Origin of the sequence: Olsenella sp. An285 (genome assembly GCF_002159625.1) — a bacterium.
Lineage (GTDB): Bacteria > Actinomycetota > Coriobacteriia > Coriobacteriales > Atopobiaceae > Thermophilibacter > Thermophilibacter avicola.
Map to the genome: position 1 here is coordinate 41367 of NZ_NFIZ01000012.1, position 25847 is coordinate 67213.

A 25847-nucleotide genomic window follows, 5' to 3' on the forward strand; every position below is an offset into this window, starting at 1 on the left:
CATGAGCTTCCTCAGTGATTTCGAGGGGCGCATAGGCTCCGTGTTCGGGGCGGCCCCCCAGGGATACACCGAGCCCTTCTCCTTCAAGAAGCTTGCCAAGCGCGCTGCGCGCGAGATGGAGAACGAGACCTACGAGATCGACGGCGTTGACACCGCGCCGGCGCTCTACACCGTGCTCGTCTCCGCCTCAGACGACTCCCTCATGCGCCCCCTCTACGAGCAGATCACCTACGAGGTCTCCGCCTTCGTGACCGCCCAGGCGCAGAAGCGCGGCTATGCCTTCGTGGGCAGCCCCCTCGTGCGCTTCATGGTGGACCCCTCCCTGAGGTCCGGGAAGTTCGCCGTGTTTGCCGAGAACGTGGACGCCCGCACCCTCACGCGCCTTCGCGAGGAGGAGCGCGCCTTCCTGGCGGGAAGCTCGAGCTCGGGCGGGGCCGCCGCGCAGATCAACCGTCGACCCTCCGCGCCCACGCCGAGGCAGTCCCTCGACGGCGCGGACCGCGGCCCCGCGCGGTCCCAGGCCGAGCCCGCGGCCGCCTCGGGCACCGACGCCGGGCTTGACGTCATGCCCTCCGACTTTGACGCGGCGCCCGCATCCGTGGCCGCCGCCTCCGAGTCCACCCCCATGCCCATTCCCATGGCGTCCGACACGCCGCTGGTGGCTCCCTCGGGCAAGCATGCAGCCGTTCCCGTGCCGCAGACCCAGCGTCGCAGCGTGCCCCTCGTGGACGTGAGGAGAGGCGTCGGCGCCGAGGCCGTGGCCGGCGTGGCAACCGCCGGCTCTCCCATCGCCGCCGCCATGGACTCCGTCCCCCAGCAGGCGCGCGGGGTCGAGGACGACTACGCCTCCTGCCTGCTCATCGACCGGCAGACCGGCAGGACCTTCACCGCAAAGGCCCCGTCCACGGTCATCGGCCGCGAGCGCTCCAAGGCCGGCATCGTCCTGCGCGACCCCAATGTCTCCCGCGCCCACGCCGAGCTCTCCTTCGACGGCCGCGACTGGCGCATCACCGACCTCAACTCCACCAACGGCACGCTCGTCAACGACGTGGACATCCACGAGTGCGCGCTTCGCGACGGCGACCTGATCACCCTCGGCCTCGTGAACCTTGAGTTCAGGGAGAACCGCCGATGATCGACCTCGTCCTGTTTGCGGGACGCGTCCTTCTTGTCGTCGTCCTCTACATCTTCCTCTTTGCCGTCATGCGCTCGGGCGTGGGGCTCGTGCGCGGGCAGCGCCGGGACGCCGCCATCTGGTCGGTCGACGTCGAGAAGGGCACGCGCTCGCTTCGCGGCCTGCACGTCGACATCCTCGGCCCCGTCGTCATAGGGCGCTCCCCCTCCTCCGACATCGTCATCGACGAGCCGTACGTCTCGTCCTCCCACGCGCGCTTCACGCTCCAGGGCCCCGCCCTCGTGCTCGAGGACCTTGGCTCCACCAACGGCACCATGGTCAACGGCCACCCCATCGACCAACCGGTCACCCTGAGGGAGGCTGACGAGGTCCAGGTGGGCGACACCATCATGAGGGTGAGCCGCGGATGACGACCGAGGAGCTTCAGGTCACGTCCGTCGAGGAGCCCGTCAACGCCCCCGGACGCGCCGAGATGCCCGTCGAGGGCCGCGCGGGCGCAGACGCCGTCTCCGGCGCCAACGAGTTCATCTCGTGGGGCGCCCGCAGCGACGTGGGCCTCGTGCGCGGTCACAACGAGGACTCCTTCCTCCTGAGGGCACCGCTCTTCGTGGTCTCCGACGGCATGGGCGGACACGCCGCCGGCGAGGTCGCCAGCTCCATCGCCGTGGAGACCGTGGGCGAGCTCGCCCCCGGCACGGCTGACGACGTTCTTCTTGGCGCGGCCGTCGAGGCCGCCAACAAGGCCGTCATCAGGGGTGCCGAGGAGGGAATCGGCAAGCCCGGCATGGGCTGCACCGCGACCTCCGTCCTTATCGAGAAGAACCACGTTGCCGTGGCACACGTGGGAGACTCGCGCGTCTACCTGCTCCGTCAGGGAACGCTCGTGCGCATAACGCACGACCACTCCTACGTGGAGGAGCTCGTGGACTCCGGCCAGATCACCGCCGACGAGGCGCGCACGCACCCCTCGCGCTCCATCATCACCCGCGCCCTGGGGTCTGACCCGGACATGTACGCGGACCACTTCACCCTCGAGGTCAACACCGGGGACCGTCTCATCCTGTGCTCCGACGGCCTCTCCGGCATGATTCCCGACAGCGAGATCGAGTCCCTCGCCGTCTCCAGCGCCACGCCCCAGCAGGCGGCCGACAACCTCGTGGCCGCTGCCCTCACGGCAGGCGGCGCGGACAACGTGACCGTGGTCGTGGTCGACGTGCTGAACGACGGCCTTGCGGCAGAGGCGCGCAAGAGGCTCGCCCGAGGCGCGGCCTTCGTGACCGGCGTCATAGCCGCCATGCTCGCCGTCGTGGCGCTCATCTCCTTCGCCTTCATCCGGAGCGAGTGGTACCTCGCCGCCAACGGGGACACCGTCGCCATCTATCGCGGCATCAACGGCAGCTTCCTCGGCATTCCCCTGAACGAGCTCGTGGGGACGAGCGCCGTCGAGGTGAGCGACCTGCCCGCCGCCATACAGGACCAGCTCAAGGCCGGAATCCGCGTGCAGAACGAGGACGCTGCCTTCGAGACCATAGACTCCTACCACCGCCAGATCGACGCCGAGGCCGAGCGCGCGGCGCAGATTGCCGAGGAGGCAACTGCCGGCAGCTCTCAGGACGGCGAGGCGGCTGACGGCGCCCAGGCCGAGAGCCCGGAAGAGACGGCAGCGGAAGGGGGCGAGTAGCGTGGCATTTCGCAAGAGAAGATACTCCGGCGGGCAGTCCCGCGCGACCGTTGAGGCCATGGCCTCCTCGTCCTTCTCGCCCGTCGGGGAGCGCGAGCGCGGCCTCTCGAGGCGCAACGCCGAGCTCTTCCTGCTCTTCCTGGCCGCGATCCCGGTGCTTCTGCTCTACGCGCTCTACGTGGTCAACTCCGGCGTGGCGCTCTCCGCGTCCACCCTGGCGGTCCCCCTCGGGCTCCTGGGCGCGTTCGCGGCGGCGCACGTTGCCATCCGCTTCCTCGCGCCAGCTGCCGATCCGGCCATCCTCCCCATAGTCTTTGCCCTCTCGGGCACGGGCATCACCTTCCTCACGAGGCTCGCCCCGGCGCTCGCGATCAACCAGGTGGTGTGGCTCTTCGTCTCCGTCTGCGCGATGGTGGCGGTGCTCGCCGTGGTGCGCAACCTCGACAGGCTTGCCGGCTTCAAGTACACCCTCGGGCTCGTGGGCATCGTCCTCCTGGTGCTGCCCATGCTCGTGGGCACCGAGCGCGGCGGGTCCAAGCTCTGGGTCTACATAGGCGGCTTTGGCTTCCAGCCCGGCGAGTTCGCCAAGATCGCGCTCGTGCTCTTCCTCGCGTTCTACCTGGCCGCCAACAGGGAGGCCCTCTCCGCCTCCATGCACCGGTTTGGCCCCTTTAGCCTGCCGCGCCTGCGCATGCTGCTCCCCCTCTTCGTGATGTGGGGCGTGAGCCTGCTCGTGGTGGTCTTCGAGACGGACCTCGGCAGCGCTCTCCTCTTCTTCACGTTCTTCCTCATCATGCTCTACGTCGCCACCGGACGAGCAAGCTACGTCGTCGTGAGCCTCCTGCTCCTGGCCGTGGGCGGAGTTGCGTGCTACGGCCTCTTCGGCCACGTCCAGACGCGCGTGAACATCTGGATCGACCCTTGGGCCGACGCCTCGGGCGGCGGCTACCAGATCGTGCAGTCGCTCTACTCGCTCGCCGACGGCGGGCTCGTGGGAACGGGCGTCGGCAAGGGCCTCGCGACCCTTATCCCCGTGGTCGAGTCCGACTTCATCTTCTCGGCGATAGGCGAGGAGATGGGTCTTCTGGGCTCCTCCGCCATCCTGATGCTCTACCTGCTCCTGTGCGTGCGCGGCCTCGCCACCGCGGCTCGGGCCAAGTCCGACACCTCCGCCTTTGCCGCCGTGGGCCTCACGAGCGCCCTCGTGTTCCAGGCCTTCCTCATCGTGGGAGGCGTCACCAAGCTGCTGCCGCTCACGGGCGTGACCCTGCCCTTCATGAGCCAGGGCGGCACCTCGCTGCTCGCCTGCTTCATCATCGTGGGCCTGCTCCTGCGCGCTGGCGACGAGGGCACGGGGCATGGCGCCGAGATGGCAAGCGGCCTCGCGGGCGGCGAGAAGAACGTGGACCCGGTGCTCTCCCTCACGGGGAAGATCGGCTCCGCAGGCCCCCGCGCCGGCTCGGTCGTGCGCGGCAGCCACGCGCGCGGAAGGTTCTCCCTTCAGACGGCCGAGTCCGGCCTTCTGGGCCGCGTTGCGCTGGGCAAGCGCCTGACGAATCTCATCACGGTCTTCGCCGTGCTCTTTGCCGTGCTCATCGCCAACCTCACGTACGTGATGGAGGTCGACGCCCAGCGCATCAGGGACCTCCCCACCAACAACCACACCATCGCCAGGAGCGCCTACGTCCAGCGCGGCGCCATCATCACCTCCGACGGCGTCACCCTCGCGGAGAGCATCCAGCAGGCCGACGGCACCTACGCGCGCTCCTACCCCCAGGGCAGCCTCGCGCAGCACACGGTGGGCTACGTCTCCACGCAGTACGGCAGCTCCGGCGTCGAGGCCACCATGAACGACACCCTCACGGGCCATGCGGACTACTCCAACTGGAGAAGCGCGCTCTTCTCGCTCGCCGGTGTCCAGCAGGCCGGCTCGACCGTCGCCCTCACCATCAACTCCCAGATCCAGCGGGCGGCAGAGGAGGCCCTGCGCGGCTACACCGGCGCGATCGTGATCCTCGACCCCAAGACGGGAGCGGTTCTGGCCAAGGCCTCGAGCCCCACCTACACGGTCGACGAGCTCGATACCGTCATGGCCTCCGGCTCGGGCGGCGAGCTCCTGGACCGCGCGACGCAGGCCCTCTACGCACCTGGCTCCACGTTCAAGGCGCTCACCCTCTCCGCCGCGCTCGACTCCGATACCACGGAGCTCGACCGCACTTACGACGCCAACTCCCCCATTGAGATTGGCGGCGGGGAGCTCACCAACTACGGCGGGGACTCCTACGGTGAGCTCAGCCTCGCGGATGCCTTCGCGCTCTCGTCCAACACCGCCTTTGGGCAGGTGGGCGTCGAGGTTGGCGCGAGCACGCTCGTGAGCTACGCCAACGCCTTTGGCTACGGCCGGAACGTGGGCCAGGACTTTGCCACCATGGCGTCCCTCATGCCCTCCGCCTCCGAGATGACGGAGTGGGAGACGGCATGGGCCGCCTGCGGGCAGCCCGTGGGCCAGCACGAGAGTCCCGCCGGCCCCCAGACCACCGTCATGCAGAACGCGATGGTGGCGCAGGCGATCGCCAACGGCGGCGTGGTCATGGACCCCTACGTCGTTGACCACGTGCTCTCTCCGGAGGGCGTCGTCACCTCTACCACCCAGCCGCGCTCCCTCGGCCAGGCCATCTCCGCAGAGACCGCGGAGCAGGTGAAGGGCGCCATGCTCGACGTTGTCGACCACGGGACCGGCGTCGCCGCCCAGGTCTACGGGGTCCAGGTGGCCGGCAAGACCGGCACGGCCGAGGTCGAGAACGGAAACGTCAACTCGCTCTTCATCGGCTTTGCCCCCTACGACAACCCGACCCTCGTGGTCTCCGTCTGCGTTGAGGGCAACGGGACCGACGTCGAGGGCCTGGCGGCATCGCTGGCAGGACAGGCGCTCAGCCGGGCGCTTGCCGTCCAGACGGCAGGAGCCGGCGGATGACGGGGCACGGGATTCAGGACGCGCGAGCTAGAGGGGCTCGCGGCGCGGCGCGAGGCGCCATCAGACGTACGACACGCGGCCGGGCCGCGAGCGGGGATAGGAGAGAGCAATGCCAGGGATGATTCTCGGCGGGCGCTACCAGGTTCAGGACAAGATCGGAACGGGCGGCATGGCCACCGTGTTCCGTGGTCTTGACGAGGTGCTCGGCCGGACCGTCGCCATCAAGACGATGCTGCCGCAGTATGCGAGCGACCCATCCTTCGCCGCGCGCTTCAAGCAGGAGGCACAGGCTGCCGCAGCCCTCCAGAGCCCCTACATCGTGAGCGTCTACGACTGGGGCAAGGACGCGGACACCTACTACATCGTCATGGAGTACCTGCGCGGCACCGACCTCAAGAGCGGCATCCGCAAGCACGGCGCGCTCGACTGCAAGAAGGTCGCGCAGATCGGCTCGCAGATCGCGCAGGCGCTCTCCGTGGCCCACAAGCACGACATCATCCACCGCGACATCAAGCCGCAGAACATCATGGTGCAGCCCGACGGCAACATCAAGGTGATGGACTTCGGCATCGCGCGCGCCAAGAACAGCCACCTCACCCAGGACAACTCCGTCCTGGGCACGGCGCACTACGTCTCGCCCGAGCAGACGCAGGGCAAGGCGCTCGGCCCCACCACGGACATCTACTCCCTCGGCATCGTGATGTACGAGGCCGCCACGGGGCAGGTCCCCTTCCAAGGCGACGACGCCATCTCCGTGGCCCTCAAGCAGGTGAACGAGCAGCCCAAGCCGCCGAGCCAACTCAACCCCGCGGTCGACCCGGCGCTCGAGGCCATCATCCTCAAGTGCATGCAGAAGAGCCCGGCAGACCGCTTCCAGACGGCAGACGAGCTTCACCGTACCCTGAGGGACTACCTCGCCGGGCGCGTGCAGGCCGTCAACAACGCCACGGCCCTGCTGCCCACCAACAAGATAGAGAGCGGCACCGGCGTCCAGCCCGTGAAGGGCGGCACCGCCTCCATGCCCCGGGTCGAGCGCACCAACCGCTATCGCCCGCAGAGCGCCACGGAGCAGGCGGCGGAGATGGAGGCGGAGCGCGAGCGAAAGCACCGTCGCAACGTCATCCTTGGCGCCATCGGGGCGGTGGCGCTCATCGCCGCGATCGTGTTTGCCGCCTTCTCCGCCTTTGGCTCCAGCGCGGCAGAGAAGGCCGTACCCAGCCTCGTGGGCATGATGCAGGATGACGCCATAGCCACCATCCGCGAGGAGGGATTCGAGGTGGGCACCGTCGACCCCGTGGCGAGTGACCGTCCCGAGGGCGAGGTCATCGACCAGTCCCCCTCCGCCACGAGCATGAGGCCCGAGGGCACGAGGATCAACCTCATCGTCTCCAAGGGCGCTGAGACCGCAACGGAGGTCGAGGTCCCCGACCTCAAGAACCTCTCGCCCGAAGATGCCGAGGCGCGGCTCCTGGAGCGTCAGCTCATCCCCCAGAAGGGCGAGGACCAGGCGAGCGACGAGGTGGAGGCCGGCAAGGTCTGCGGCCAGGACACCGCCGCCGGCGAGAAGGTCGAGGCGGGCACCACCATCACCTACCACGTCTCCACCGGCGCCGACGCCGTGGCCGTGCCCGACGTCATCGGCGATGACCAGAACACCGCGCGCGACCGCCTCTCCAACGGCGACGGCCAGTTCGTCGTCACCGTTGAGCACGAGTACTCGAGCTCCGTTGCCGAGGGCCGCGTCTGCCGCGTGGAGCCCGGGGTGGGCACGACCCTCGAGAAGGGCTCTGCGGTCACCATCTACGTCTCCGACGGACCCCAGCCCGTCCAGCAGGTCACGGTGTACGACGTCAGAAATTGGCCATATGCCGACGCCAAGGCCACGCTCGAGCTCTACGGATTCAAGGTGACCCTTGGGTCCGGCCCCGCCGACGGCGTTGTGACCTATCAGTCGGTCTCCGGCTCCGCCCCGTACGGCTCCGAGATCGTGCTTACCACCGAGCCCAGCCACTCCGGCGGCGGCACGGACTACGGCAACGGCGGCAGCGGCACAGGCACCGGCACGGGTACGGGAACGAATACTGGAGATTCCGGAAACGGCGGGCAGACCGGCAACGAGGGCACCGGTGAGACCACCGGCGACAACGGCTCGAGCCAGACCGGTAGCGGCGCCTCGACCGCCGGGAACGGCGCCTACACCAACTAGCTCAGCCTGAGACACTCAGACCATGCGACCCGCGCGGGCACGTCGCCCGCGCGGGTCGCTCATTATCTCGAGGGTCACCCCGTCTCAAGAATCGCTCCGTCTCAAGGAGTGCGGCTTCCCCCGCACTCTTGGCGAGCACTTGCGGACGTCTTCCGAGAGACCGCCCGCACTTGATGGGCATAACGCGCCATCATGCCCGCACTTCTCGGCCGCACTCATAGGTGCGGCCCCTCCCAGGCTTTGGCGTGACAGATTGCTCAGGTCAAACTGTCAATCTTGACAGTTTGACCTGAGCAATCTGTCAACCCAACAGAAAGCGGGTCATCGGGGGAGACAAGCCCGATGACCCGCTGTTTTTCTGGTGCCCCCGGGCCGATTCGAACGGCCGACACCCGCTTTAGGAGAGCGGTGCTCTATCCCCTGAGCTACGAAGGCGTGAAACCACATTCTAGCACCACAGGGGTGCCCGGCAAAACCCTACTTCTTCTCGTTCTTCTCGGTACCCTTGCCCTTCTTGGCGAGCTCGCCGGCACGGGCGTCCTCGAGGAGCTGCGCGAGCTTCTTGTCGGACAGGCCGCGCACGCGAGCCTCGGCCTCCTTGCGGAAGGGGCGACGCTTGGCAAGGTCGTAGATGAACGAGGCAATGATGAAGGCATAGGCCAGGACGAGCGAGGCCACGGAGACGAGGCCCTGCCAGGTGGAGACGTCCATCGTCTGGCCGAACATGCCAGCGCACACGAGCGAGATCACGGCAAGGAGCATGCCCACGCCAAGGAGGCCCCAGAAGAACTTCTCGGTCTTGCGGTAGCCGGGGATGCTGCGCATCATGATGTCGTAGGCGCGGTTGCGAAGGTCCTGCTCCTCGCGCTCGCGACGCTTGCGCTCCTTCTTCTCCTCCTTGGTCTCGACCGTGTTGCCGAAGGCGTCCTTCTGCTTGGTCTTACCAGCGGTCCTCACGGAGGAGCCCGCCTCGCGGGCAGGCTTGGCCTTGGCGGTGGAGCTCCTCACGAAGCCCTTCTTCTCCTCCTCGCCGGCCCCGATGGCCTCGGCCTCCTTCTTGGGGCGGCCGACGACGTTGCCCTCGGCCTCGCGTCGGGCCCCCTCGATGGTGTCTCGCAGTGACATCTCTCTCCCTTACGCGCGCACGGGCTTGAACTCGGTGCCGGTGATGATCTGGAACGCCTCCTGGTAGCGCTTGGAGGTTCCCTCGATGACCTCGGCGGGGATGCGGGGCGGCTCGCCCGTCATGTCCCAGTTGGCGCGCAGCCAGTCGCGCACGTACTGCTTGTCGTAGCTCGGCTGAACCTTGCCCTCCTCGTAGGAGTCGGCCGGCCAGAAGCGGCTGGAGTCGGGCGTGAGGCACTCGTCGATGAGCGTGAGCTTGCCGTCGATGAAGCCGAACTCGAACTTGGTGTCCGCGATGATGATGCCGCGGGTGGCGGCGTAGTCGGCCGCGGCCTTGTAGATGGCGAGGGAGGCGTCGCGAAGCTGCTCGGCAACGTCCGTGCCCACGATCTCGCAGCAGCGCTCGAAGGAGATGTTCTCGTCGTGGTCGCCGATCTCGGCCTTGGTGGACGGGGTGAAGAGGGGCTCGGGAAGCTTGGATGCCTCGGTGAGGCCGTCCGGGAGCTTGATGCCGCAGACGGTGCCGTCCTGGTCGTAGGTCTTCTTGCCGGAGCCGGTGAGATAGCCGCGGACGATGCACTCGATGGGCACGGTCTGGGCCTTCTTCACGAGCATGGAGCGGCCGGCGAGGTAGTCGGCGTAGGGCTTGAACTCCTCGGGGAGGTCCGCCACGTCGCAGCTGATCATGTGGTTGGGAACGAGGTCGGCAAAGCGCTCGAACCAGAACGCAGAGATGCGCGTGAGGATCTCGCCCTTGTGGGGAATCTCGTCGGGAAGAATGAAGTCATAGGCGCTGATGCGGTCGGACGCCACCATGAGGAGGCTGTCACCGCAGTCGTAGATGTCGCGAACCTTGCCCTGCGAGTCCGGACGGAGCTCCATCTCAGCCATAACCGGTCCACCTTTCGTCGTTGTACTTACAACCCACCAGTATACGACAGCCCGCCGCCCCAAAATGGTTGTAAGCAGAACCCGGCCGCGCCGTCACGCTGCGCGCGGACCCGAAGGCGACACGAGCCCCGGCGGCACGTTCTTCTCGCCGCGAGTTCTTTGCGCAGCAAAGCTGTTTGAGCACGGCGAGAAGAACCGTCGGCTCGCGGCCAGAGCGCCTACTTGTCCTGCGACTTGCGTGCCTGCCGCTGGGGAATGCGCAGCGTGAAGGTGGTGCCGCGGCCAAGCTCGGACTCCACGAGGATGGTGCCGTTGTGGCGGTCGATGATCTCTTTGGTGATGGCCAGGCCCACGCCCAGGCCCCCGGAGACGCGCTCGCGGCTCACGTCGGAGCGCCAGAAGCGCGAGAAGGTCTGCGGGATGTCCTCCTTGGCGATGCCGATGCCGGTGTCCTGGACCGAGACGAGCACGTCCGAGCGGTCCTGCCGCAGGGAGACCTTCACCCAGCCGTCCTCGTTGGTGTAGCGCATCGCGTTGCTCATGAGGTTGACCACGGCCTCGCGGATGAGGTCGGGATCGACGTCGGCATAGAGCTCACCATGGGGGGTCTCGTCCACGAAGCGCAGGTGCAGGCCCTTCTCGTGGAAGAGCTGGTGCTGGGAGGAGACGAGCGTCTTCACGAGGTAGACCATGTCCGTGTGCTCGCACTTGAGCTCGGTGGTACCGTTCTCCAGGCGGGAGAGCTTGAGCATGGCGTCGATGAGGCGGGAGAGGCGGCGCACCTCGACGGCCACGACCTCGAGGTGCTCGTCATCTGCGGGCAGGACGCCGTCCTGCATGGCCTCGACCGTGGCCTGCATGGCCATGAGCGGGGTACGCAGCTCGTGCGCCACGTCACCCGTGAGGCGGTGCTCGAGCTTGATGTCGCGCTCGATCGTGGTGGCCATGTCGTCGAAGGTCTCGCCGAGCTGGCCGATCTCGTCCTCGCCCGTCACGCCCGTGCGGGCGGTGAGGTCACCGTTTCTGATCTGCTTGGCCGTGGAGGTGATGCGCTGGATCGGCTCTGCCATCCAGCGGGAGACGAAGTAGCCTATCACGCAGGCGAGGATCGCCGCGATTGCCGCCGCGGTGACGATGGCGCCGTACGAGTTGGAGCGAAACGACGCGTCCGTCTTGGTGAGCAGCGCCTCGGAGCCAAAGGCCCACATGCGCACGCTGCCCACGACGCTTCCGTCGCGGGCGAGGATGGGCGAGGCGACGAGGTCCTCCGCCGCGGTGGGCGGGGACGACGAGGTGGGGCCGCCGACGGTTCCGTCGGACCTCCCCGGGCGCGCCCAGGTGTCGTCATAGAGGACCTTGCCGTCGGCGTCCAGAACCTGGACCACAATGTCCGAGGAGATAGAGGACGTGGCAGCAGCGGCGGAGTCAGCGGCCTCGTCGAGGTCCCCCGTCACCGCATAGGCGTCCGAGATGTTGGCAGCGGTCGAGTCCGCGATGGACTGCATGTTTTGCCGCGTGTAGGCCATGAACTGGCCCTCCCACACCACGGCGAGAACGACGGCGAGCACCGCCGCCGTCATGATGGCGGTGAGCGCGCAGACGAGCGTGAGGCTCGTGGAGAACGGGCGGCCCCCCTTGGGGACGGGCCGGATGGTGTTCCACGAGCCGCGAGAGGACGACCCTTCCGAGCCGCCCTCCTCGGCGCTCTTTCCTATGACGAAGCGCGCCGACACGCGAGGCGCCTAGCGGGAGCCGCCGTCGGCCGCCTTCTCCGAGGCCTCGAAGCGGTAGCCGACCCCGTGCACGGTGTAGAGCCAGCGCGGGTTGCGCGGGTCGTCGCCCAGCTTGGCGCGCAAGTTCTTGACGTGGGAGTCAATCGTGCGCTCGTAGCCCTCGAAGTCGTAGCCGAGGACCTTCTCAACGAGCTCCATGCGCGTGTAGACGCGGCCGGGATAGCGGGCGAGCGTGGTGAGGAGCTTGAACTCGGAGGCCGTGAGGTCAACCTCCCTGCCCTCAACGAGCACCTTGTGGCCGGAGATGTCGATGACCAGGTCGCCGAAGTCGAGGACCTCGAGCTGGGGCTCGGCCTCGGTGTGGGCGCGGCGCAGGAGGGCGCGCACGCGGGCGACGAGCTCTCGCGGCGAGAAGGGCTTGATGAGGTAGTCGTCGGCACCGAGCTCGAGGCCGATGATCCTGTCCTCGACCTCGCCCTTTGCCGTGAGCATGATGATGGGCACGTTGGAGGTCTCGCGAATCGCGCGGCACACACGCTCGCCCGAGAGCTTGGGGAGCATCAGGTCAAGGATGACGAGGTCGAACGTGTGCTTCTCGAACTCCTCGACCGCGCTCTGGCCGTCGCCGACCCCTCGCACAATGTAGCTCTCGCGCTCGAGGTATGCCGCAACGGCGTCGCGGATGGCCTTCTCGTCCTCAACCAGCAGGATCTTCTTCTCGTCCGAAGCCATGGGCGGCCTCCTTGTGTGTTTTCAGCTTCACCGAAAAAACAGGTTCGTGGGTATACCTAGTGTACCCCACCGAGCCGCGCTCAATTCAACTTTACAGGCGGAAGGTGCGCACGACGACGGAGGCGGGGTAGCCCGTGTCCGGATCCTTCACGGTGGAGAAGGTGACAAAGAGGCTGCACTCGCCCTCACGGGCCGGGAATTCCCCATAGTCGACCGATCGGTCGACGGAGGAGATGGTCGCATAGGTCTTGTTGGCCAGGTCCATGACGTAGTAGAACGAGTTGCACTTGACCACGAACTTGTCGCCCTTGCCGCACCCGCACTCCGACGGCTCCTGGCCGAGCCTCACGAACCCCATCGAGGGAGTGCCCATGTAGGTGCCCATCTGTCCGAGCAGGCCGCCCGAGTTGTAACTCGCCTCCACGGACACGAGAAAGCGGTCGCCCACGCGCGTGGCCCTGAAGGGGCGGACGCCAGCAGGCATGACGAGCTGGTCCTCCCTTGTGGCGAGGTCATCGGACAGTGAATACGCGGAGACGCCGTAGAAGGTGCCCGCCTCGTCCCTGGTGACGCGAGGAACGAGGATGGCGGAGCCGCCGGAGACGCTCGGACGCGTGGCAAAGCGGCCCGGGGACTCTATGACGGCCTTCGCGTCGGAGTCTCCCGCGCGCCAGAGATAGCAGAATGAGCTCTCTGTGGTCTTGGACCCGCTCAGGGATGGCTGCACCTGCCAGATGACGCGCGTTCCGGCAACGGCAAAGGGCGCCGGATCGTAGTCCGAGGTTCCCTCCCAGAGCGTCTTGGTGTCACCGGAGAGCTGTCCGTCAGAGAACTCGGACGCGTAGAGCGCCCAGGCGCGCGAGACGAGATCGAGCTCCACCCACGCGTACACGTCGTCCGAGCAGCGGGCGTCATAGATGACCGTCGTCGACGCCGGGCCGAGGGGAGCGGAGACCACCTCTACGAGCTGGCCCGATGAGAGCGAGAGCGCTGCGGCCCTCACCATGGGAGACGCCGAGGAGCCCGCAGACGTCACGGGTATCCAGGTGCCCTCGGCCGGGTGCAGGACGCTCCCCAGAGGAAGCGTCCAGGAGCTCTCCTCCGCGGGAGCCAGATCCGAGGAGACCTCGAAGGAGTCGAGCACGCTCTCAGCCGAGTCCTCGTCGACGACGGTGGGGTCCGCGTCGACCTCTCCCTGCCCGTGTGTGCAGCCCGGGAGGATGCTCACCGCAGCCGCCACAGCGCCGCCCGCAGCAGCTGCCTTGAAGAGGGAGCGCCTTGATATCTTGAGCTTGGGGACGCGCACGCGCAGCTCCGCGGGCCTAGTGCGCCGCGGCCGCGGCCTCGACGAGCGCGCGGGAGAGCTGGTCCGCGCAGGAGGTGGGACGAGGCCCGCAGGTGTTGCCGGCAAGGATGCCCACGATCTCGTCAACGGAATGGCCGGCGACGAGCTTGCTCACGGCCTTGAGGTTGCCGTTGCAGCCGCCCTCGAAGGACACCTGCTCGATGGTCTTGCCGTCGTCGGAAAGGTCAATGTGAATGGCGCGCGAGCAGACGCCGCGCGGCGTGTAGTCGAAGTGCATGTTCTTCTCCTCTGCTAGTCGATGAAAAGCGACCGCCGCTTTTCATCACTCGAAGGACAGGGACTCCAGGCGGTCGAAGACGACGCCGGCGCGCGTGAGGAAGGCGCGCGGGTCAAAGATGGCGTCGAGCTCCTCCGCGGGAACGGTGCAGCGCGGGTCGGCCTCGAGCTTCTCGCGGAACGTGGTGCCGCCGGCGCACTGCTGGACCTCGCGCCACGTTGCCATGGCGTTCTCCTGCACGATGGCGTAGGCCTCCTCGCGCGTGATGCCCGTCTCAACCAGGGCAAGGAGCACCTTGGACGAGAAGATCAGGCCGCGCGTCTTGTTGAGGTTGGCAAGCATCTGCGCCGGGTAGAGGATGAGACCGTCCACGATGCGCGTGAGGCACTGGAACATGTGGTCGAGGGCGATGAAGCTGTCGGCCTGCGCCACGCGCTCAGCGGAGCTGTGGGAGATGTCGCGCTCGTGCCAGAGGGCAACGTTGTCAAAGGCGACCTGCGCGTTGGCCTTCACCACGCGGGAGAGGCCGCAGACCTTCTCCACGGTGATGGGGTTGCGCTTGTGCGGCATGGCCGAGCTGCCCTTCTGACCCTTGCGAAACGGCTCCTCGGCCTCGAGGGTGTCGGTCTTCTGGAGGTTGCGGATCTCCGTGGCGATGCGCTCGCAGGTGGCTGCCGTGGTGGCAAGGACGCCGGCAAGGTAGGCGTGGTGGTCGCGGGAGATGACCTGCGTGGAGAGCGGGTCGTGCACGAGGCCCAGGTGCTCGCAGACGTACTCCTCGACGAAGGGGTCGATGGAGGAGTAGGTGCCCACCGCGCCGGAGATGGCACCGAAGGCCACATTGGCGCGGGCGTCCTTGAGGCGGTCGTAGTCGCGCTTGAGCTCCCAGGCCCAGCTGCCGAACTTCATGCCAAAGGTCATGGGCTCAGCGTGGATGCCGTGGGTGCGGCCCACGCAGAGCGTGTCGCGCTCCTCGAAGGCGCGGCGCTTGCAGATCTCGCCGAGCTTCCTGCAGTCCTCGATGAGGATGTCGGTGGCCTGGACGAGCTGGTAGCAGAGAGCGGTGTCGCCGAGGTCGGAGGACGTCATGCCAAAGTGGACCCAGCGGCTGGGCTTGGGCTCGCCCTCGGGCACGTCGCGGTCGATGTACTCGCCCATGTTGGTGAGGAAGGCGATGACGTCGTGGTTGGTCACGGCCTCGATGGCGTCGACCTCGTCCTTGTTGAAGTCGGCGTGCTCGCGAATCCAGGAGGCCTCCTCCTTGGTGATGCCGATCTTGCCCATCTCGGCGTGAGCCTCGCAGGCCAGCACCTCGATCTCCTGCCAGATGCGGTACTTGTTCTCCAGGGAGAAGATGTGGCCCATCTCGGGACGGGTGTAGCGATCGATCATTGAGGCCTCCTCGGCGTCCGTCGCGCGTTCGCTTGTTCCGGTCTGATTCTAGCGCAGGGCGCCCTCGTCCTTCTCGATAGTGGCACGCGCCTCGTCAAGCTGCACCACAACGGCATCATGTCCGGTGCCGCCGTAGGTCACCCGGGCGTTGGCGATGCCCGCCGGATCGAGGTCGCGCGCGATGTCCTCCCCAAAGAGCGGGCTCGCGGCGGCAAACTCCTCGGCGGTGAGGTCCTCGAGGCTCTTGCCGTGCTTCTCGCAGTAGAGCACGAGCTCGCCCACCACGCGGTGCGCCTCGCGGAAGGGCATGCCCTTCTTGGCCAGGTAGTCCGCCACGTCGGTGGCGGCGGAGAAGCCCGTGCCCGCCTGCGCGAGCATGGTGTCGGCGTTGACCGTCATGGTCTCGATCATGCCCGCCGCGATCTCCATGCAGTCGGAGAGCGTGCGGGCGGCGTCGAGCGGGCCCTCCTTGCACTCCTGGAGGTCCTTGTTGTAGGCAAGCGGGAGAGACTTCATGGTGGTGAGAAGCGCCATGAGGTCACCGTAGACGCGGCCCGTCTTGCCGCGCGTGAGCTCGGCGAAGTCAGGGTTCTTCTTCTGGGGCATGATGGACGAGCCCGTGGAGTAGCTGTCCGAGAGCGTGATGAAGCCGAACTCCGTGGAGCTCCAGAGGACGATCTCCTCGCAGAGGCGCGAGAGGTGCATCATGCTCACGGCGCAGGCGTACTCGAGGTCGAGCAGGTAGTCACGGTCGGAGACGGCGTCGAGCGAGTTGGGGATCGCGCGGGCGAAGCCCAGGAGCTCCGTGGTGCGCTGGCGGTCGAGGGGGTATGTGGTGCCGGCGAGGGCGGCGGCGCCCAGCGGGTTGGCGTCAGCGGCGGCGTGGGCGGCGGCGAGGCGCGTGAAGTCGCGAGCGAACATCCAGAAGTACGCGAGCAGGTGGTGGGAGAGCAGCACCGGCTGGGCATGCTGGAGGTGCGTGTAGCCGGGCATCACGACGTCGAGGTTCTGGGCGGCGGCGTCGAGGAGCACGCGGCGCAGGGCCACGTTGCCGGCCATGAGCTGCTCGCAGAGGTCCTTGGCGAGCAGGCGGATGTCGGTCGCCACTTGGTCGTTGCGCGAGCGGCCGGTGTGAAGGCGGCCGCCAGGCGTGCCGATGTTGCGCGTGAGCGCGCCCTCCACGGCCATGTGGACGTCCTCGTCGTTGACGTCCCAGACGAAGGTTCCGGCCTTGATCTGCGCCGCGATCTCCGCCAGGCCCTCGTCGATGGCGGCCTGGTCCTCGGCCGAGATGATGCCCTGCTCGGCGAGCATGCGCGCGTGAGCGCGGCTGCCGGCGATGTCCTGCTCCGCCATGTTCTTGTCAACCTCGAGGCTCGCGCCGAACTCCTGCGTGAACTGGTCCACGCCCTTCTCAAACCTGCCGCCCCACAGCGCCATTTTGGCTCCCTTCCTCGCGTTTTGTCCCGTAAAGCTTATCAGAGGCGGTTTGTGTCCGTAAGGAGTTCGCGGACTTCGCTGAACAACAGAATTTCTTAGTTTTATAGATTCATTACATCCATTTTATACTAGAATATTTTTACATTAATTGATTCTATCTAAGGAAGTAGCATTGCATCTATGCGTTAACAGGCTATCTGCATTGGCTCTTTTGAGGTGGATGCGCTCAACCGGCGAGCCTCTCGAATATGAGCCCTGTGGCATCCCCTTGCCCGACCCTTGGCCGCAGCGGCGCTGGAGCACGAGAATAGTTCCCTACCAGCAGCTCGGACGCTCCGAGCGGCCGAGCGCGCAGAGGCCCATCGACGTCGCGGTTCCGGACGCCGGCTCTCGCTCGCGAGCGCGCTTCTTCCGCATGACCGTCTATGGAGACGGGCTGCCAGCGGGGTCGTTCGCACGCGTCTCGAGTGAGTTTACGATTCCTTGTCCTGAACTGCTGTTTCTTGAGCTTGCAGCCGTCATGGACCCTGCGGCGCTCGAGCTTGTGGGCTACGAGCTTTGCGGGACCTTCTCGCGCGATCCCGCAAACCCGCGCACGGGAGGCGTTGTCCATGGGCTAAGTTCCCTTACCAGCGTGCAGAAAATCAAGGACTACCTGGCAAAGTGCTCTGGTATACGCGGGCTGACCGCCGCGCGCCGGGCAATCGAGCGCGTTCGCGACGACGCGTGGTCCGCTATGGAGGCGATCGTGGCGCTGCTGCTTGTCCGACCTCAGGAAGAGGGCGGATACGGCATCGGTGAACTCATCCTTAATGAAAGAGAGAATGCGCCACACGAGCTCAAGCAGCAAGGCGTGACGGAGTCGCGCGTGCCTGATATAGGACTGATCAATCTTCCCACGGGCTTTAACTACGACGGCTATGGACACCTCGATCTCAGCTCAATCCCGGTGGAGAGCCAAAACGCTGGAGAAATCAAGGCGAGGCTTGCAGAAGTGCGGGAAAAGTACGTCGATGACCTGCGGCGCAACCGAGAGCTGCTCGCAAGCGGACGCATAGTCATGCCCATCGTGGCGGAGGACCTCATGGAGCGCGGCGGGCTCGACACGGTTGTCCTCGAGGCGGTCCTCGCGGCAGAGCGGCTCACCGGTCGCCGTAGCGAGGAGGGCGCTCGCGTACGCCACGCGCTCGACAAGCGGCTCTCGGCTAAAAGGCAGCAGCTCATCTGGTCGCTTTACCCTTGGACGGGCGGGCAGTCGCTCGGGGACTACTGAGGGGCCCCGGAAATTAGTTCGCATTGGAAACGAAGCTCGTGTAGATCAACTGGGGTTTTCCTGACCGTAGCGTCGTTTTCAGGTTTCCAATGCGAACTATTTTCTAGGCACCCCGTCAAAGCGCGCGCCAGGTACACAAAGAACGGCCTGTCGGGGATACCCGGCAGGCCGTTCGAACGAAAATCGCATATGTAAATTGGGGACTGTCCCCAATTTACAGGCTAGTGGACGGGCTGGAGGCCGGAGCCGGGGCCCTGCACCTTGGACCAGGTCTTGGACTGCAAGCCGTGGAGCACGATGAAGCCCTCGGCGGCGGTGTGGTCGAAGGTGTCGCCCTCGTCGTAGGTGGCCAGGTTGTAGTCGTAGAGGCTGTAGGCGGAGCGCACGCCGTCCACGAACAGGCCGCCCTTGCAGAGAATGATGCGCACGTCGCCGGTCACGAACTTCTGCGTATAGGCGTTGTACGCGTCGATGGCGTTGCGGTTCTGGGAGAACCACAGGCCACGGTACACGGTGCTCGCCCACTCGACGTCCATCTTGGCCTTCTGCTTGAGGGTCTCGGCGTCGAGGCAGAGCTGCTCGAGCGTCTGGTGCGCCTGGATGAGCAGAAGGGCGGCCGGGCACTCGTAGCACTCGCGGCTCTTGATGCCCACGACGCGGTCCTCGATCATGTCGATGCGACCGTAGCCGTTGCGACCCGCGATCTCGTTGGCCTTGATGATGAGGGAGAGCAGGTCCATCTTCTCGCCGTTGATGGCGGTGGGGATGCCCTCCTCAAAGGTGATCACGACCTCCTCGGGCTCGTTCGGGCAGTCCTCGAGGTTGTTGGTCATCGTCCAGATGTCCGCGGGCGGCTTGTTCCAGGTGTCCTCGAGCACGCCGCACTCGATCGCACGGCCCCAGAGGTTGTCGTCGATGGAGTAGGGCTTCTTCTTGGTGGTGGGCACGGGCACGCCGTTGGCCTCGGCCCACTCCATCTCGGAGTCGCGCGTGGTGAGGTCCCACTCGCGCACGGGCGCGATGATCTCGAGCTCGGGGTCGAGCGCGCGGATGCAGGTCTCAAAGCGCACCTGGTCGTTGCCCTTGCCGGTGCAGCCGTGGGCGATGTACTTGGCGCCGTACTGGTGCGCGATGTCCACGAGATGCTTGGAGATCAGCGGGCGGCTGAGCGCGGAGAGCAGCGGGTAGACGCCCTCGTACTTGCCGTTGGCCCAGATGGCCTTGGAGAGAATCTTCTCGGCGTACTCGGCGCGCATGTCGATGGCCTCGGAGGCGATGGCGCCCATGTCGAGGGCCTTCTGCTTGATCCAGGAGAGATCCTTCTCGTCCTGGCCAACGTTGCCGCAGATGGCGATGACGTCGAGATTCTTCTCGATCTGCAGCCACTTGACGATGACGGAGGTGTCCAGTCCGCCGGAGTACGCGAGGACGACCTTTTCCTTCTCTGCCATGATGCTTCCCTTCTATCGGGTTGGTTGCCACTTGGTTGTTTGCCGTTTCACAGAAATGCCCCGACGTCGCGGGGCGCAGGAGCTCGGTCTGTCGAGAAGAACCGTCAAGCTAGAGCGTCGCACGCGACATCGCGGGCGTGATTCGTCGGTTCTGGCGTCGGGTGAGCTGGGAGGAGGCGGCGCACGCGTGCGCGCTGTGAACGTTCATCAACGTTGGCCTCCTCAGTAGTTGAGCGGGCGCGGGCTATTGGCCCGCGGCTGTCTGACGTGGCTGACTATAGGCCACGCACGAGGACTCGGCGAGAAGTGACTTCTTCTTGAAACATTGCGCCCAGAACGGCCCGGTCCGCCCGGCCCCCTCGCTCACCGTAACTGCACGAGAATGCCCGAGAGCGGCGCGAGCTCGCACTCGAGGCGGCCCGCCTCGGAGCGACACGCAGTGGCGCCGTCTGGCGTTGAGCCGCCAAAACGCCGCCAGTCCGTGTCGAGAAGGACCTCGGCCTCGCAGCCCGCGAGCTCCACCGGGAGCGGGACCTCGTACGCATGGCGCTCGTCGTCAAGGTTGAGCAGCGCGGCCACGCGCTCCCCTCCGCCGCGGCGCAGGATGGCCCAGCAGCAGGGCGCCAGCTGGTCGCAGTCGAGCCAGGCAAAGCCGTCCTGCCGGTAGTCCCCCTCCCAGAGGGCGGGGTGAGCACGGTACGCGGAGCCCAGCTCGCGGCGGAACCGAAGGAACGCGTCGTGAACCGGGTAGGAGAGAAGGCACCAATCCTGCTCGCGGCGCTCATCCCACTCTCTGAGCTGCGCAAACTCGTTGCCCATGAAGTCGAGCGTCTTGCCCGGGTGCGCCGCCATGTAGAGGTAGAGGGCGCGGACCTGGGGGAACTTGCCCTCGTAGTCGCCGTTCATCTTCTGGGTAATCGTGGCCTTGCCGTGCACCACCTCGTCGTGGCTGAGGGGCAGCAGGTAGCGCTCGTTCCAGTAGTACATCATCGAGAACGTGAGGCGGCCAGGGACGTTCCGGCGCTCCTCGGGGGGCGCCTGGAAGTACGAGAGCGTGTCGTGCATCCAGCCGAGGTCCCACTTGTAGTCGAAGCCCAGGCCGCCCGCGGCCGCGTTGCGCGTGACCTCGGGAAAGCCGCTCGAGTCCTCGGCTATGAGCATGCAGCCCGGGTGTCGCTCATGAAGCCCCCGGTTGAGCTCGCGCAGGAAGTCCGCGCCCATGCCGTTGACACCGCGCCGCTCGTCCCCCTGCCAGTAGACGATGCGGCTCACCGCGTCCATGCGCAGGCCGTCAAAGTGATAGGCGCCCAGCCAGAGGTCCGCGGCGGAGGCCAGGAGGCTGCGCACCTCGCCGCGTGAGTGCATGAAGTTGTGGCTGCCCCACTCGGAGACGCCCACGGCGTCGTTGGGGTACTCGTAGAGCGGGGTGCCGTCAAAGTCGGCGAGCGCCCAGGCGTCCGTGGCAAAGTGCACCGGCACGAAGTCCAGGATGACGCCCACCCCCGCCTGGTGCAGCCGGTCAACGAGGGTCATGAGCTGCTCGGGCGTGCCGTAGCGACTCGTTGCCGCAAAGGGGCCGCTCACCTGGTAGCCCCAGCTCCCGTCGAAGGGATGCTCCGCCAGCGGCAGGAACTCGATATGCGTGCAGCCCAGCGAGCGCACGTGCTCCGCAAGCGGGTCGGCGAGCTCGTCGTAGGCATACCAGGCGTCCTCCTCCGCGCCGGGCTTTCTCCAGGAGCCCGCGTGCAGCTCGTAGATGGCGAGGGGCCGATCGAGGCACGCGGTTCGGGAGGACATCCAGTCGGCGTCGTCCCAGTCGTGGACGGAGAGGTCGCGGATGACGGAGCGGTGACGCGGGCGCAGCTCGGAGCCAAAGGCATAGGGGTCGGCGTGGTCCTGGGACCCGCCGTTCGGGCGCCAGACGCGGTACTCGTAGGCGTCCCCCTCGCGCACGCCCGCAACGTGGGCCTCGAAGAAGCACCCGTTGAGACAGCGGGACATGGGCACCTCGCGCCCGGAAACGAGAACGTCCACGCCCGAGGCTGCCGGGGCAAAGACGCGAAAGTCCGCGCCATCTCCCGAGAGGCGAGAGCCCATCCAGCGCCACGCCTCGAAGTCCCGCCCGTCATAGAAGGCCCTCAGGTCGACGTCATCCCACGTGCTCACGTTCCCTCCCCGCGCCACGAGCCCAAACGACCGAGCTTCCGTACTACCGTCCAGTAATTGATTACAATCCAATCTAGTACCCGTGCGAGCGTTGTGCCATCGGCACCTTTGCTCATGCGTCAATTACTGGACACCCATCACAAGGAGGCCAGAAGTGGACCTTCGAGAGAAGAAGACCCGCCGTGCACTTCGCACCGCGTTCAAGGAGCTGAGAAGGACCACGCCCCTCGAGCGCGTGGCGGTCAAGACGCTCTGCGAGCGCGCCGAGGTGGGCAAGGCCACCTTCTACCTCCACTATCACAGCGTCTACGACCTCTCCCACGAGCTCCAGAACGAGGTCGTCGACGAGATGATGAACGACCTCGCGGACCCGATGGCACTCCTCGAGCGCCCGGCGGAGGCGACGCGGGCGCTCTTCTCGTCGGTAGCCGCGCGGCGCGAGGAGCTCGACACCCTCTTCTCCCAGGGCCAGGAGCACGTGCTTGCCGAGAGCCTGGAGCGCGAGCTGCGCCGGCGCATCGAGGAGGCTGCGCCCGAGCGCAGGGGCGACGTGCGCCTGGACGTCCTGCTCACGTATCTCGTGGAGGGCGGGTATCACTCCTACATGAGGCTCGCCCGCTCATCCGAACCCGAGCACGCGGACCGCGTGATAGAGGCAATCGGCGAGGCGAGCGAGGCCGTCGTCCGCACCATGCTCCGGTAGCGCGATCCGCAGGAGCTCCCCAGACCCGCGCCAAGCCGTACGCACGAAAGCGCCCCCGCCCCCTCGGGGAAGAGGGGCGGGGGCAGTCGCAAGAAAGGAGGCAACGCTACGGGCGCATGGCCCGCGGGGCACGGGCTACCGCGTCAGCCCGAGACGGGCGTACTGCTCCGGCGGAGCGTCGCACTCGCGCATGAGCGAGACGAGCGCCTCCTCGAAGCGCCCCTCGACCTCGGGGTCGCTTATCGGCGAGACCTCTCCCGGGTCGGCCTCGAGATTGTAGAGCCTATCGCCGAACCTGGCCACGCTGTAGCGGTCCTTGCTCTTGACCTTGAGGGTCCGGCAGCCCTTGGTGAACGAGAACGGCTCGGCGAGCGTGGCGTCGCGCAGCTCTACCGCGGAGAAGCGCTTGTTCATGTGATGCGGCACGAGCGTGTAGTTGTACACCTCGTCCTTGAGCTCGGGACGCGCGGCGCGCATGTAGGCGTAGTGCCCGTCGGTCACGTTCACGTGCCCGCTGAACACGCCGTACATGGCGTACTCGCGGTTGGGGGTGTCGTCGCGGACGATGCCGTCGATGGCCTTGCCCTGCACGTCCTCCGGAACGTCCACGCCAAAGAGCCCGTAGAGCGTCGGCGCCCAGTCGATCATCTGGACGATGGACTCGCGCCGCTCGCCGGCGACTCCGTAGCGCGGGTCCCACACGAAGAGCGGGGTGTGCGCGACCTCGTTGAAGTAGGGCATCTGGTTCTTGCCCCACCAGCCGTGCTCGCCGAGGAGGAAGCCGTGGTCGGTGCCCACGATGAGCATCGTGTCCTTCCACAGGTCGTAGCGGTCCATGAGGTCGAGAACGCGCCCCAGGCTGTGGTCGCACATCGTGACGAGCGCCTGGTACTGCCGACGGCAGTGCGCGATCTCGTCGCTCTTCTCGTGGACCTCGCCGCGCGGCCAGTCAAAGTGCTCGCCCTCGTAGTCCTCCGGATAGAGGTCGAGGTACTCCTGCGGGGCGTAGAACGGCTCGTGCGGATCGAAGGTCTCGATGTGGAGGAACCAGTTGTCCTGGTCGTGGTTCTGCTCGATGAACTCGCAGCCCAGGTCGAAGGTCCTCGTCTGCGGGAAGTCCGCAACCTCGCGGATGTGCTCGCGGTTGACCCAGTCGTAGCGCCACAGACTCGAGGTGCCGCCGCCCTGCTGCTTCTGCGGAACGGAGACCACCGGCGGAATCTCCGGGTCGGCGACCTGGCCCTTCCAGTGGTCGCCCTCCTGCCCGCGCACGATCTCCCAGGAGGAGTAGCGGGTGTGGTAGTTGCTGCCGCCGTCCTCCCAGTAGTGGAGGTGGTCGGAGACGAGGTGCGTGTAGACGCCGCTCTTCTTGAGGATCTCCGGCATCGAGTCGTCAAACGGCTCGAGCGGGCCCCACTCCCTGTGGAGGAAGTTCGTGCAGCCCGTGTGCAGCTCCCTGCGGGCGGGGATGCACGGCATGGAGCCCACGTAGCTGTTGTCGAACGTCACGCTGCGCTCGGCCAGGCGCTCGAAGTTGGGCGCGATCGTGGTGGTCTGGGGGTTGTAGCAGGGAAGGTAGCGTCGATTGAGGCTGTCGTAGAAGACTATGATCGCCCTCATGGCTATGCCTTGGCCTCGGGGAAGAACTCCTCGACAATGTCGTTGACCTTGGCGGAGATGCCCTTTCCATCCATGATGTTGACGACCTCGATCACGTGCTCGCCCTCGCGGACCTTGAGGCCCTTGGTGAGGTTCTTGAGGATGACGATGATGTCGGCCCAGTCACGCAGGGACTCCATCTGGCCGAGGGAAGTGTGCTGGAGGTTGGCGCGGATGCCATAGGGCTGGAGCGCCTTCTTGATGTTGATCTCCATCATGGTGCTGGTGCCCATGCCGTTGCCGCAGATGAAGAGGATGTTGATCTTGTTGCCGTCCATGGTGGTTCCCTTCTAAGGAGATGTCTGACTGGGTGGGTGGCTCCGGGACGGGATCGCCCCGGAGCCAAGTGGGGGCAGGACGCCTAGATCGTGATGCCAAACGGGGTGAGCACCACGCGCATCACCGCGATGATCGCGGGCCAGACGGTGGAGAGGTCGAACATGCCGGACCAGCCCACCGCGCCCGGGAAGGCGATCTGAGAGAGCGCCCAGACCGTGCCGAAGGTCTGGATGATGCCGAGCAGCGTGCAGCAGATGATGACCGCCCTGAGGCCGCCCTTCTTGTTGGCGACGACGCCGACGGGGCCGCCCGAGAAGAACAGCGGGGTGAAGCCGGGGAGAACCATCACGGGGCTGCCGATGAGCAGCAGGATACCCATGGAGAGCACGGTGCCCAGGGTGCAGAAGAGGAAGCCGAGGGTGGCCGCGTTGGGCGAGAAGGGCAGGATGGCCGCAACGTCGATGGCGGGGATGGCGTTGGGGATGAGCTTCTGCTGGATGCCCTGGAAGGACTCGGTCAGCTCGGAGCAGAGCATGCGGACGCCCTGGAGCAGGATGACCATGTACATGGAGAACTGGACGCCGATCATGATGAGGTAGACGAGCCAGTTGCCGCCACCAGCGAGCTCGGTGATGCCATCAAAGCCGAGCGGGCTGCAGAAGGCTCCAACGAACACGAACATGAGGATGCAGACGGAGGCAACGTTGTTATTGAAGATGGCGAGCCAACCGGGCAGGTCCATCTCCTCGCAGTCCATCTGCTTCTTGCCCGCGAGCTTGGGCGCGATCTTCCCGAAGAACCAGAGGCCCACCTGCTGGTTGTGGCCGACGGTGAAGCCGCCGCCGTCCGTGATCTCATCGATGATGGGCGCCGCTATGGTCGTGGACCATGCCCAGTAGATGCCGACGAGGATGCCGGAGATGATGATGGTTGCCACGGACGGGATGGCGAAGTTGGCAATGATGAGCCAGAGCATGGCCTGCGCGTGCGCCGTTCCCGCGTTGCCCGTGAGGAAGATGCCCTTGGCGTGCGTCCACTTGCCAAAGAACACGAGCAGCAGGTTGACGGCAAAGGCGATGAGGAACACGTACGCCATCCAGCCAAAGCGGTCGCCCAGCGCCTCCTGGCTCGCGGCCTTCATGGCGTAGGAGTCCATGATGTAGCCGCTGATGCCCGTGGCCTCGCTCACCGCGTCGGCGATGGGCTTGAAGGTGCTGGAGAACTGGCTGCCGCCGAAGATGATGAGCTGGAGGCCCACCATGGCGCCGATGGTGCCCGTGACGGCCTTGACCGGGCCGGCCTTCTGGAGCACGTAGCCAACAAGGATGAGAATGCCGATAAGGATCGTTGGTTCTGTTAAGAAGTCATTGACGAGAAAGTCGACAACTGCGTTCATATCGCTCCCCTCTTTTGGAGCCGCGCTC

Annotated in this window: 20 protein-coding genes and 1 tRNA gene; 7 read left to right on the forward strand and 14 right to left on the reverse strand. The window is 66.4% G+C overall.

What is annotated here, in order from left to right:
• Nucleotide 1: 1 nt before the first annotated feature.
• The 5 genes from B5F79_RS08445 (at nucleotide 2) to pknB (ending at nucleotide 7996) form a co-directional block, all read left to right on the forward strand.
• Nucleotides 2-1135: an FhaA domain-containing protein gene (locus tag B5F79_RS08445; protein ID WP_087220179.1), complete on the forward strand. Its 1134-nt coding sequence runs from the start codon at nucleotides 2-4 to the stop codon at nucleotides 1133-1135.
• The gene (locus B5F79_RS08450) at nucleotides 1132-1545 is read left to right on the forward strand and encodes an FHA domain-containing protein (protein WP_087220182.1); all 414 of its coding nucleotides are present in this window, start codon (nucleotides 1132-1134) and stop codon (nucleotides 1543-1545) included. Before B5F79_RS08445 ends, B5F79_RS08450 begins: the two co-directional genes overlap by 4 nt.
• Complete coding sequence (locus B5F79_RS08455; RefSeq protein ID WP_241147292.1) at nucleotides 1542-2816, forward strand: Stp1/IreP family PP2C-type Ser/Thr phosphatase; 1275 nt, start codon at nucleotides 1542-1544, stop codon at nucleotides 2814-2816. Before B5F79_RS08450 ends, B5F79_RS08455 begins: the two co-directional genes overlap by 4 nt.
• Nucleotides 2817-2874: 58 nt before the next feature.
• Nucleotides 2875-5790: an FtsW/RodA/SpoVE family cell cycle protein gene (locus tag B5F79_RS08460; protein ID WP_087220298.1), complete on the forward strand. Its 2916-nt coding sequence runs from the start codon at nucleotides 2875-2877 to the stop codon at nucleotides 5788-5790.
• A 109-nt stretch (nucleotides 5791-5899) separates the two neighbouring features.
• Complete coding sequence (gene pknB / locus B5F79_RS08465; RefSeq protein ID WP_087220185.1) at nucleotides 5900-7996, forward strand: Stk1 family PASTA domain-containing Ser/Thr kinase; 2097 nt, start codon at nucleotides 5900-5902, stop codon at nucleotides 7994-7996.
• A 359-nt stretch (nucleotides 7997-8355) separates the two neighbouring features.
• On the opposite strand, the gene B5F79_RS08470 is transcribed toward pknB, so the two are convergent.
• The 9 genes from B5F79_RS08470 to argH form a co-directional block, all read right to left on the reverse strand.
• A tRNA-Arg gene (locus tag B5F79_RS08470) sits at nucleotides 8356-8431 on the reverse strand.
• 42 nt (nucleotides 8432-8473) lie between these two features.
• Nucleotides 8474-9121: a hypothetical protein gene (locus tag B5F79_RS08475; protein ID WP_087220188.1), complete on the reverse strand. Its 648-nt coding sequence runs from the start codon at nucleotides 9119-9121 to the stop codon at nucleotides 8474-8476.
• 9 nt (nucleotides 9122-9130) lie between these two features.
• Nucleotides 9131-10012 (reverse strand): phosphoribosylaminoimidazolesuccinocarboxamide synthase, encoded by an 882-nt coding sequence (locus B5F79_RS08480; RefSeq protein ID WP_206391089.1) that lies wholly within the window; start codon nucleotides 10010-10012, stop codon nucleotides 9131-9133.
• Nucleotides 10013-10230: 218 nt separating this feature from the next.
• Nucleotides 10231-11745 carry a sensor histidine kinase gene (locus tag B5F79_RS08485; RefSeq protein ID WP_087220191.1) on the reverse strand — a complete coding sequence of 505 codons (1515 nt, stop codon included), beginning with the start codon at nucleotides 11743-11745 and terminating at the stop codon, nucleotides 10231-10233.
• A gap of 9 nt (nucleotides 11746-11754) precedes the next feature.
• On the reverse strand, nucleotides 11755-12477 hold the full coding sequence (locus B5F79_RS08490; protein WP_087220194.1) for a response regulator transcription factor: 723 nt from the start codon (nucleotides 12475-12477) through the stop codon (nucleotides 11755-11757).
• Between the two features lie 91 nt (nucleotides 12478-12568).
• Nucleotides 12569-13783: a Tat pathway signal protein gene (locus B5F79_RS08495; protein WP_241147293.1), complete on the reverse strand. Its 1215-nt coding sequence runs from the start codon at nucleotides 13781-13783 to the stop codon at nucleotides 12569-12571.
• 16 nt (nucleotides 13784-13799) lie between these two features.
• Nucleotides 13800-14060, reverse strand: coding sequence for a TIGR03905 family TSCPD domain-containing protein (locus B5F79_RS08500; protein ID WP_087220197.1), 261 nt, complete (start codon nucleotides 14058-14060; stop codon nucleotides 13800-13802).
• Nucleotides 14061-14105: 45 nt separating this feature from the next.
• Nucleotides 14106-15452, reverse strand: a complete 1347-nt coding sequence (gene purB / locus B5F79_RS08505) for an adenylosuccinate lyase (protein ID WP_087220200.1) — start codon at nucleotides 15450-15452, stop codon at nucleotides 14106-14108.
• A 48-nt stretch (nucleotides 15453-15500) separates the two neighbouring features.
• Entirely contained in the window at nucleotides 15501-16892 is a 1392-nt protein-coding gene (gene argH / locus B5F79_RS08510; RefSeq protein WP_087220203.1) for an argininosuccinate lyase, read from the reverse strand.
• Nucleotides 16893-17064: 172 nt separating this feature from the next.
• Here argH and B5F79_RS08515 point away from each other — a divergent pair, with 172 nt between their 5' ends.
• Nucleotides 17065-18165, forward strand: coding sequence for a hypothetical protein (locus B5F79_RS08515; RefSeq protein ID WP_143786279.1), 1101 nt, complete (start codon nucleotides 17065-17067; stop codon nucleotides 18163-18165).
• 221 nt (nucleotides 18166-18386) lie between these two features.
• Here the strand turns inward: B5F79_RS08515 and B5F79_RS08520 are convergent, their stop codons facing one another.
• Nucleotides 18387-19616: an argininosuccinate synthase gene (locus B5F79_RS08520; RefSeq protein WP_087220209.1), complete on the reverse strand. Its 1230-nt coding sequence runs from the start codon at nucleotides 19614-19616 to the stop codon at nucleotides 18387-18389.
• Nucleotides 19617-19979: 363 nt separating this feature from the next.
• Nucleotides 19980-21782, reverse strand: a complete 1803-nt coding sequence (glgB, locus tag B5F79_RS08525; RefSeq protein ID WP_087220212.1) for a 1,4-alpha-glucan branching protein GlgB — start codon at nucleotides 21780-21782, stop codon at nucleotides 19980-19982.
• Between the two features lie 154 nt (nucleotides 21783-21936).
• On the opposite strand from glgB, the gene B5F79_RS08530 reads away from it, so the two are divergent.
• Complete coding sequence (locus B5F79_RS08530) at nucleotides 21937-22485, forward strand: TetR/AcrR family transcriptional regulator (protein ID WP_087220215.1); 549 nt, start codon at nucleotides 21937-21939, stop codon at nucleotides 22483-22485.
• A 135-nt stretch (nucleotides 22486-22620) separates the two neighbouring features.
• Here B5F79_RS08530 and B5F79_RS08535 read toward each other — a convergent pair whose 3' ends face one another.
• The 3 genes from B5F79_RS08535 to B5F79_RS08545 all read right to left on the reverse strand — a co-directional run bounded on the left by B5F79_RS08535 (nucleotide 22621) and on the right by B5F79_RS08545 (nucleotide 25819).
• Nucleotides 22621-24105 carry a sulfatase gene (locus tag B5F79_RS08535; protein WP_087220218.1) on the reverse strand — a complete coding sequence of 495 codons (1485 nt, stop codon included), beginning with the start codon at nucleotides 24103-24105 and terminating at the stop codon, nucleotides 22621-22623.
• Nucleotides 24106-24107: 2 nt separating this feature from the next.
• Nucleotides 24108-24422, reverse strand: a complete 315-nt coding sequence (locus B5F79_RS08540; protein WP_087220221.1) for a PTS sugar transporter subunit IIB — start codon at nucleotides 24420-24422, stop codon at nucleotides 24108-24110.
• An 83-nt stretch (nucleotides 24423-24505) separates the two neighbouring features.
• The gene (locus B5F79_RS08545; protein ID WP_087220224.1) at nucleotides 24506-25819 is read right to left on the reverse strand and encodes a PTS sugar transporter subunit IIC; all 1314 of its coding nucleotides are present in this window, start codon (nucleotides 25817-25819) and stop codon (nucleotides 24506-24508) included.
• Between the last annotated feature and the right edge of the window lie 28 nt (nucleotides 25820-25847).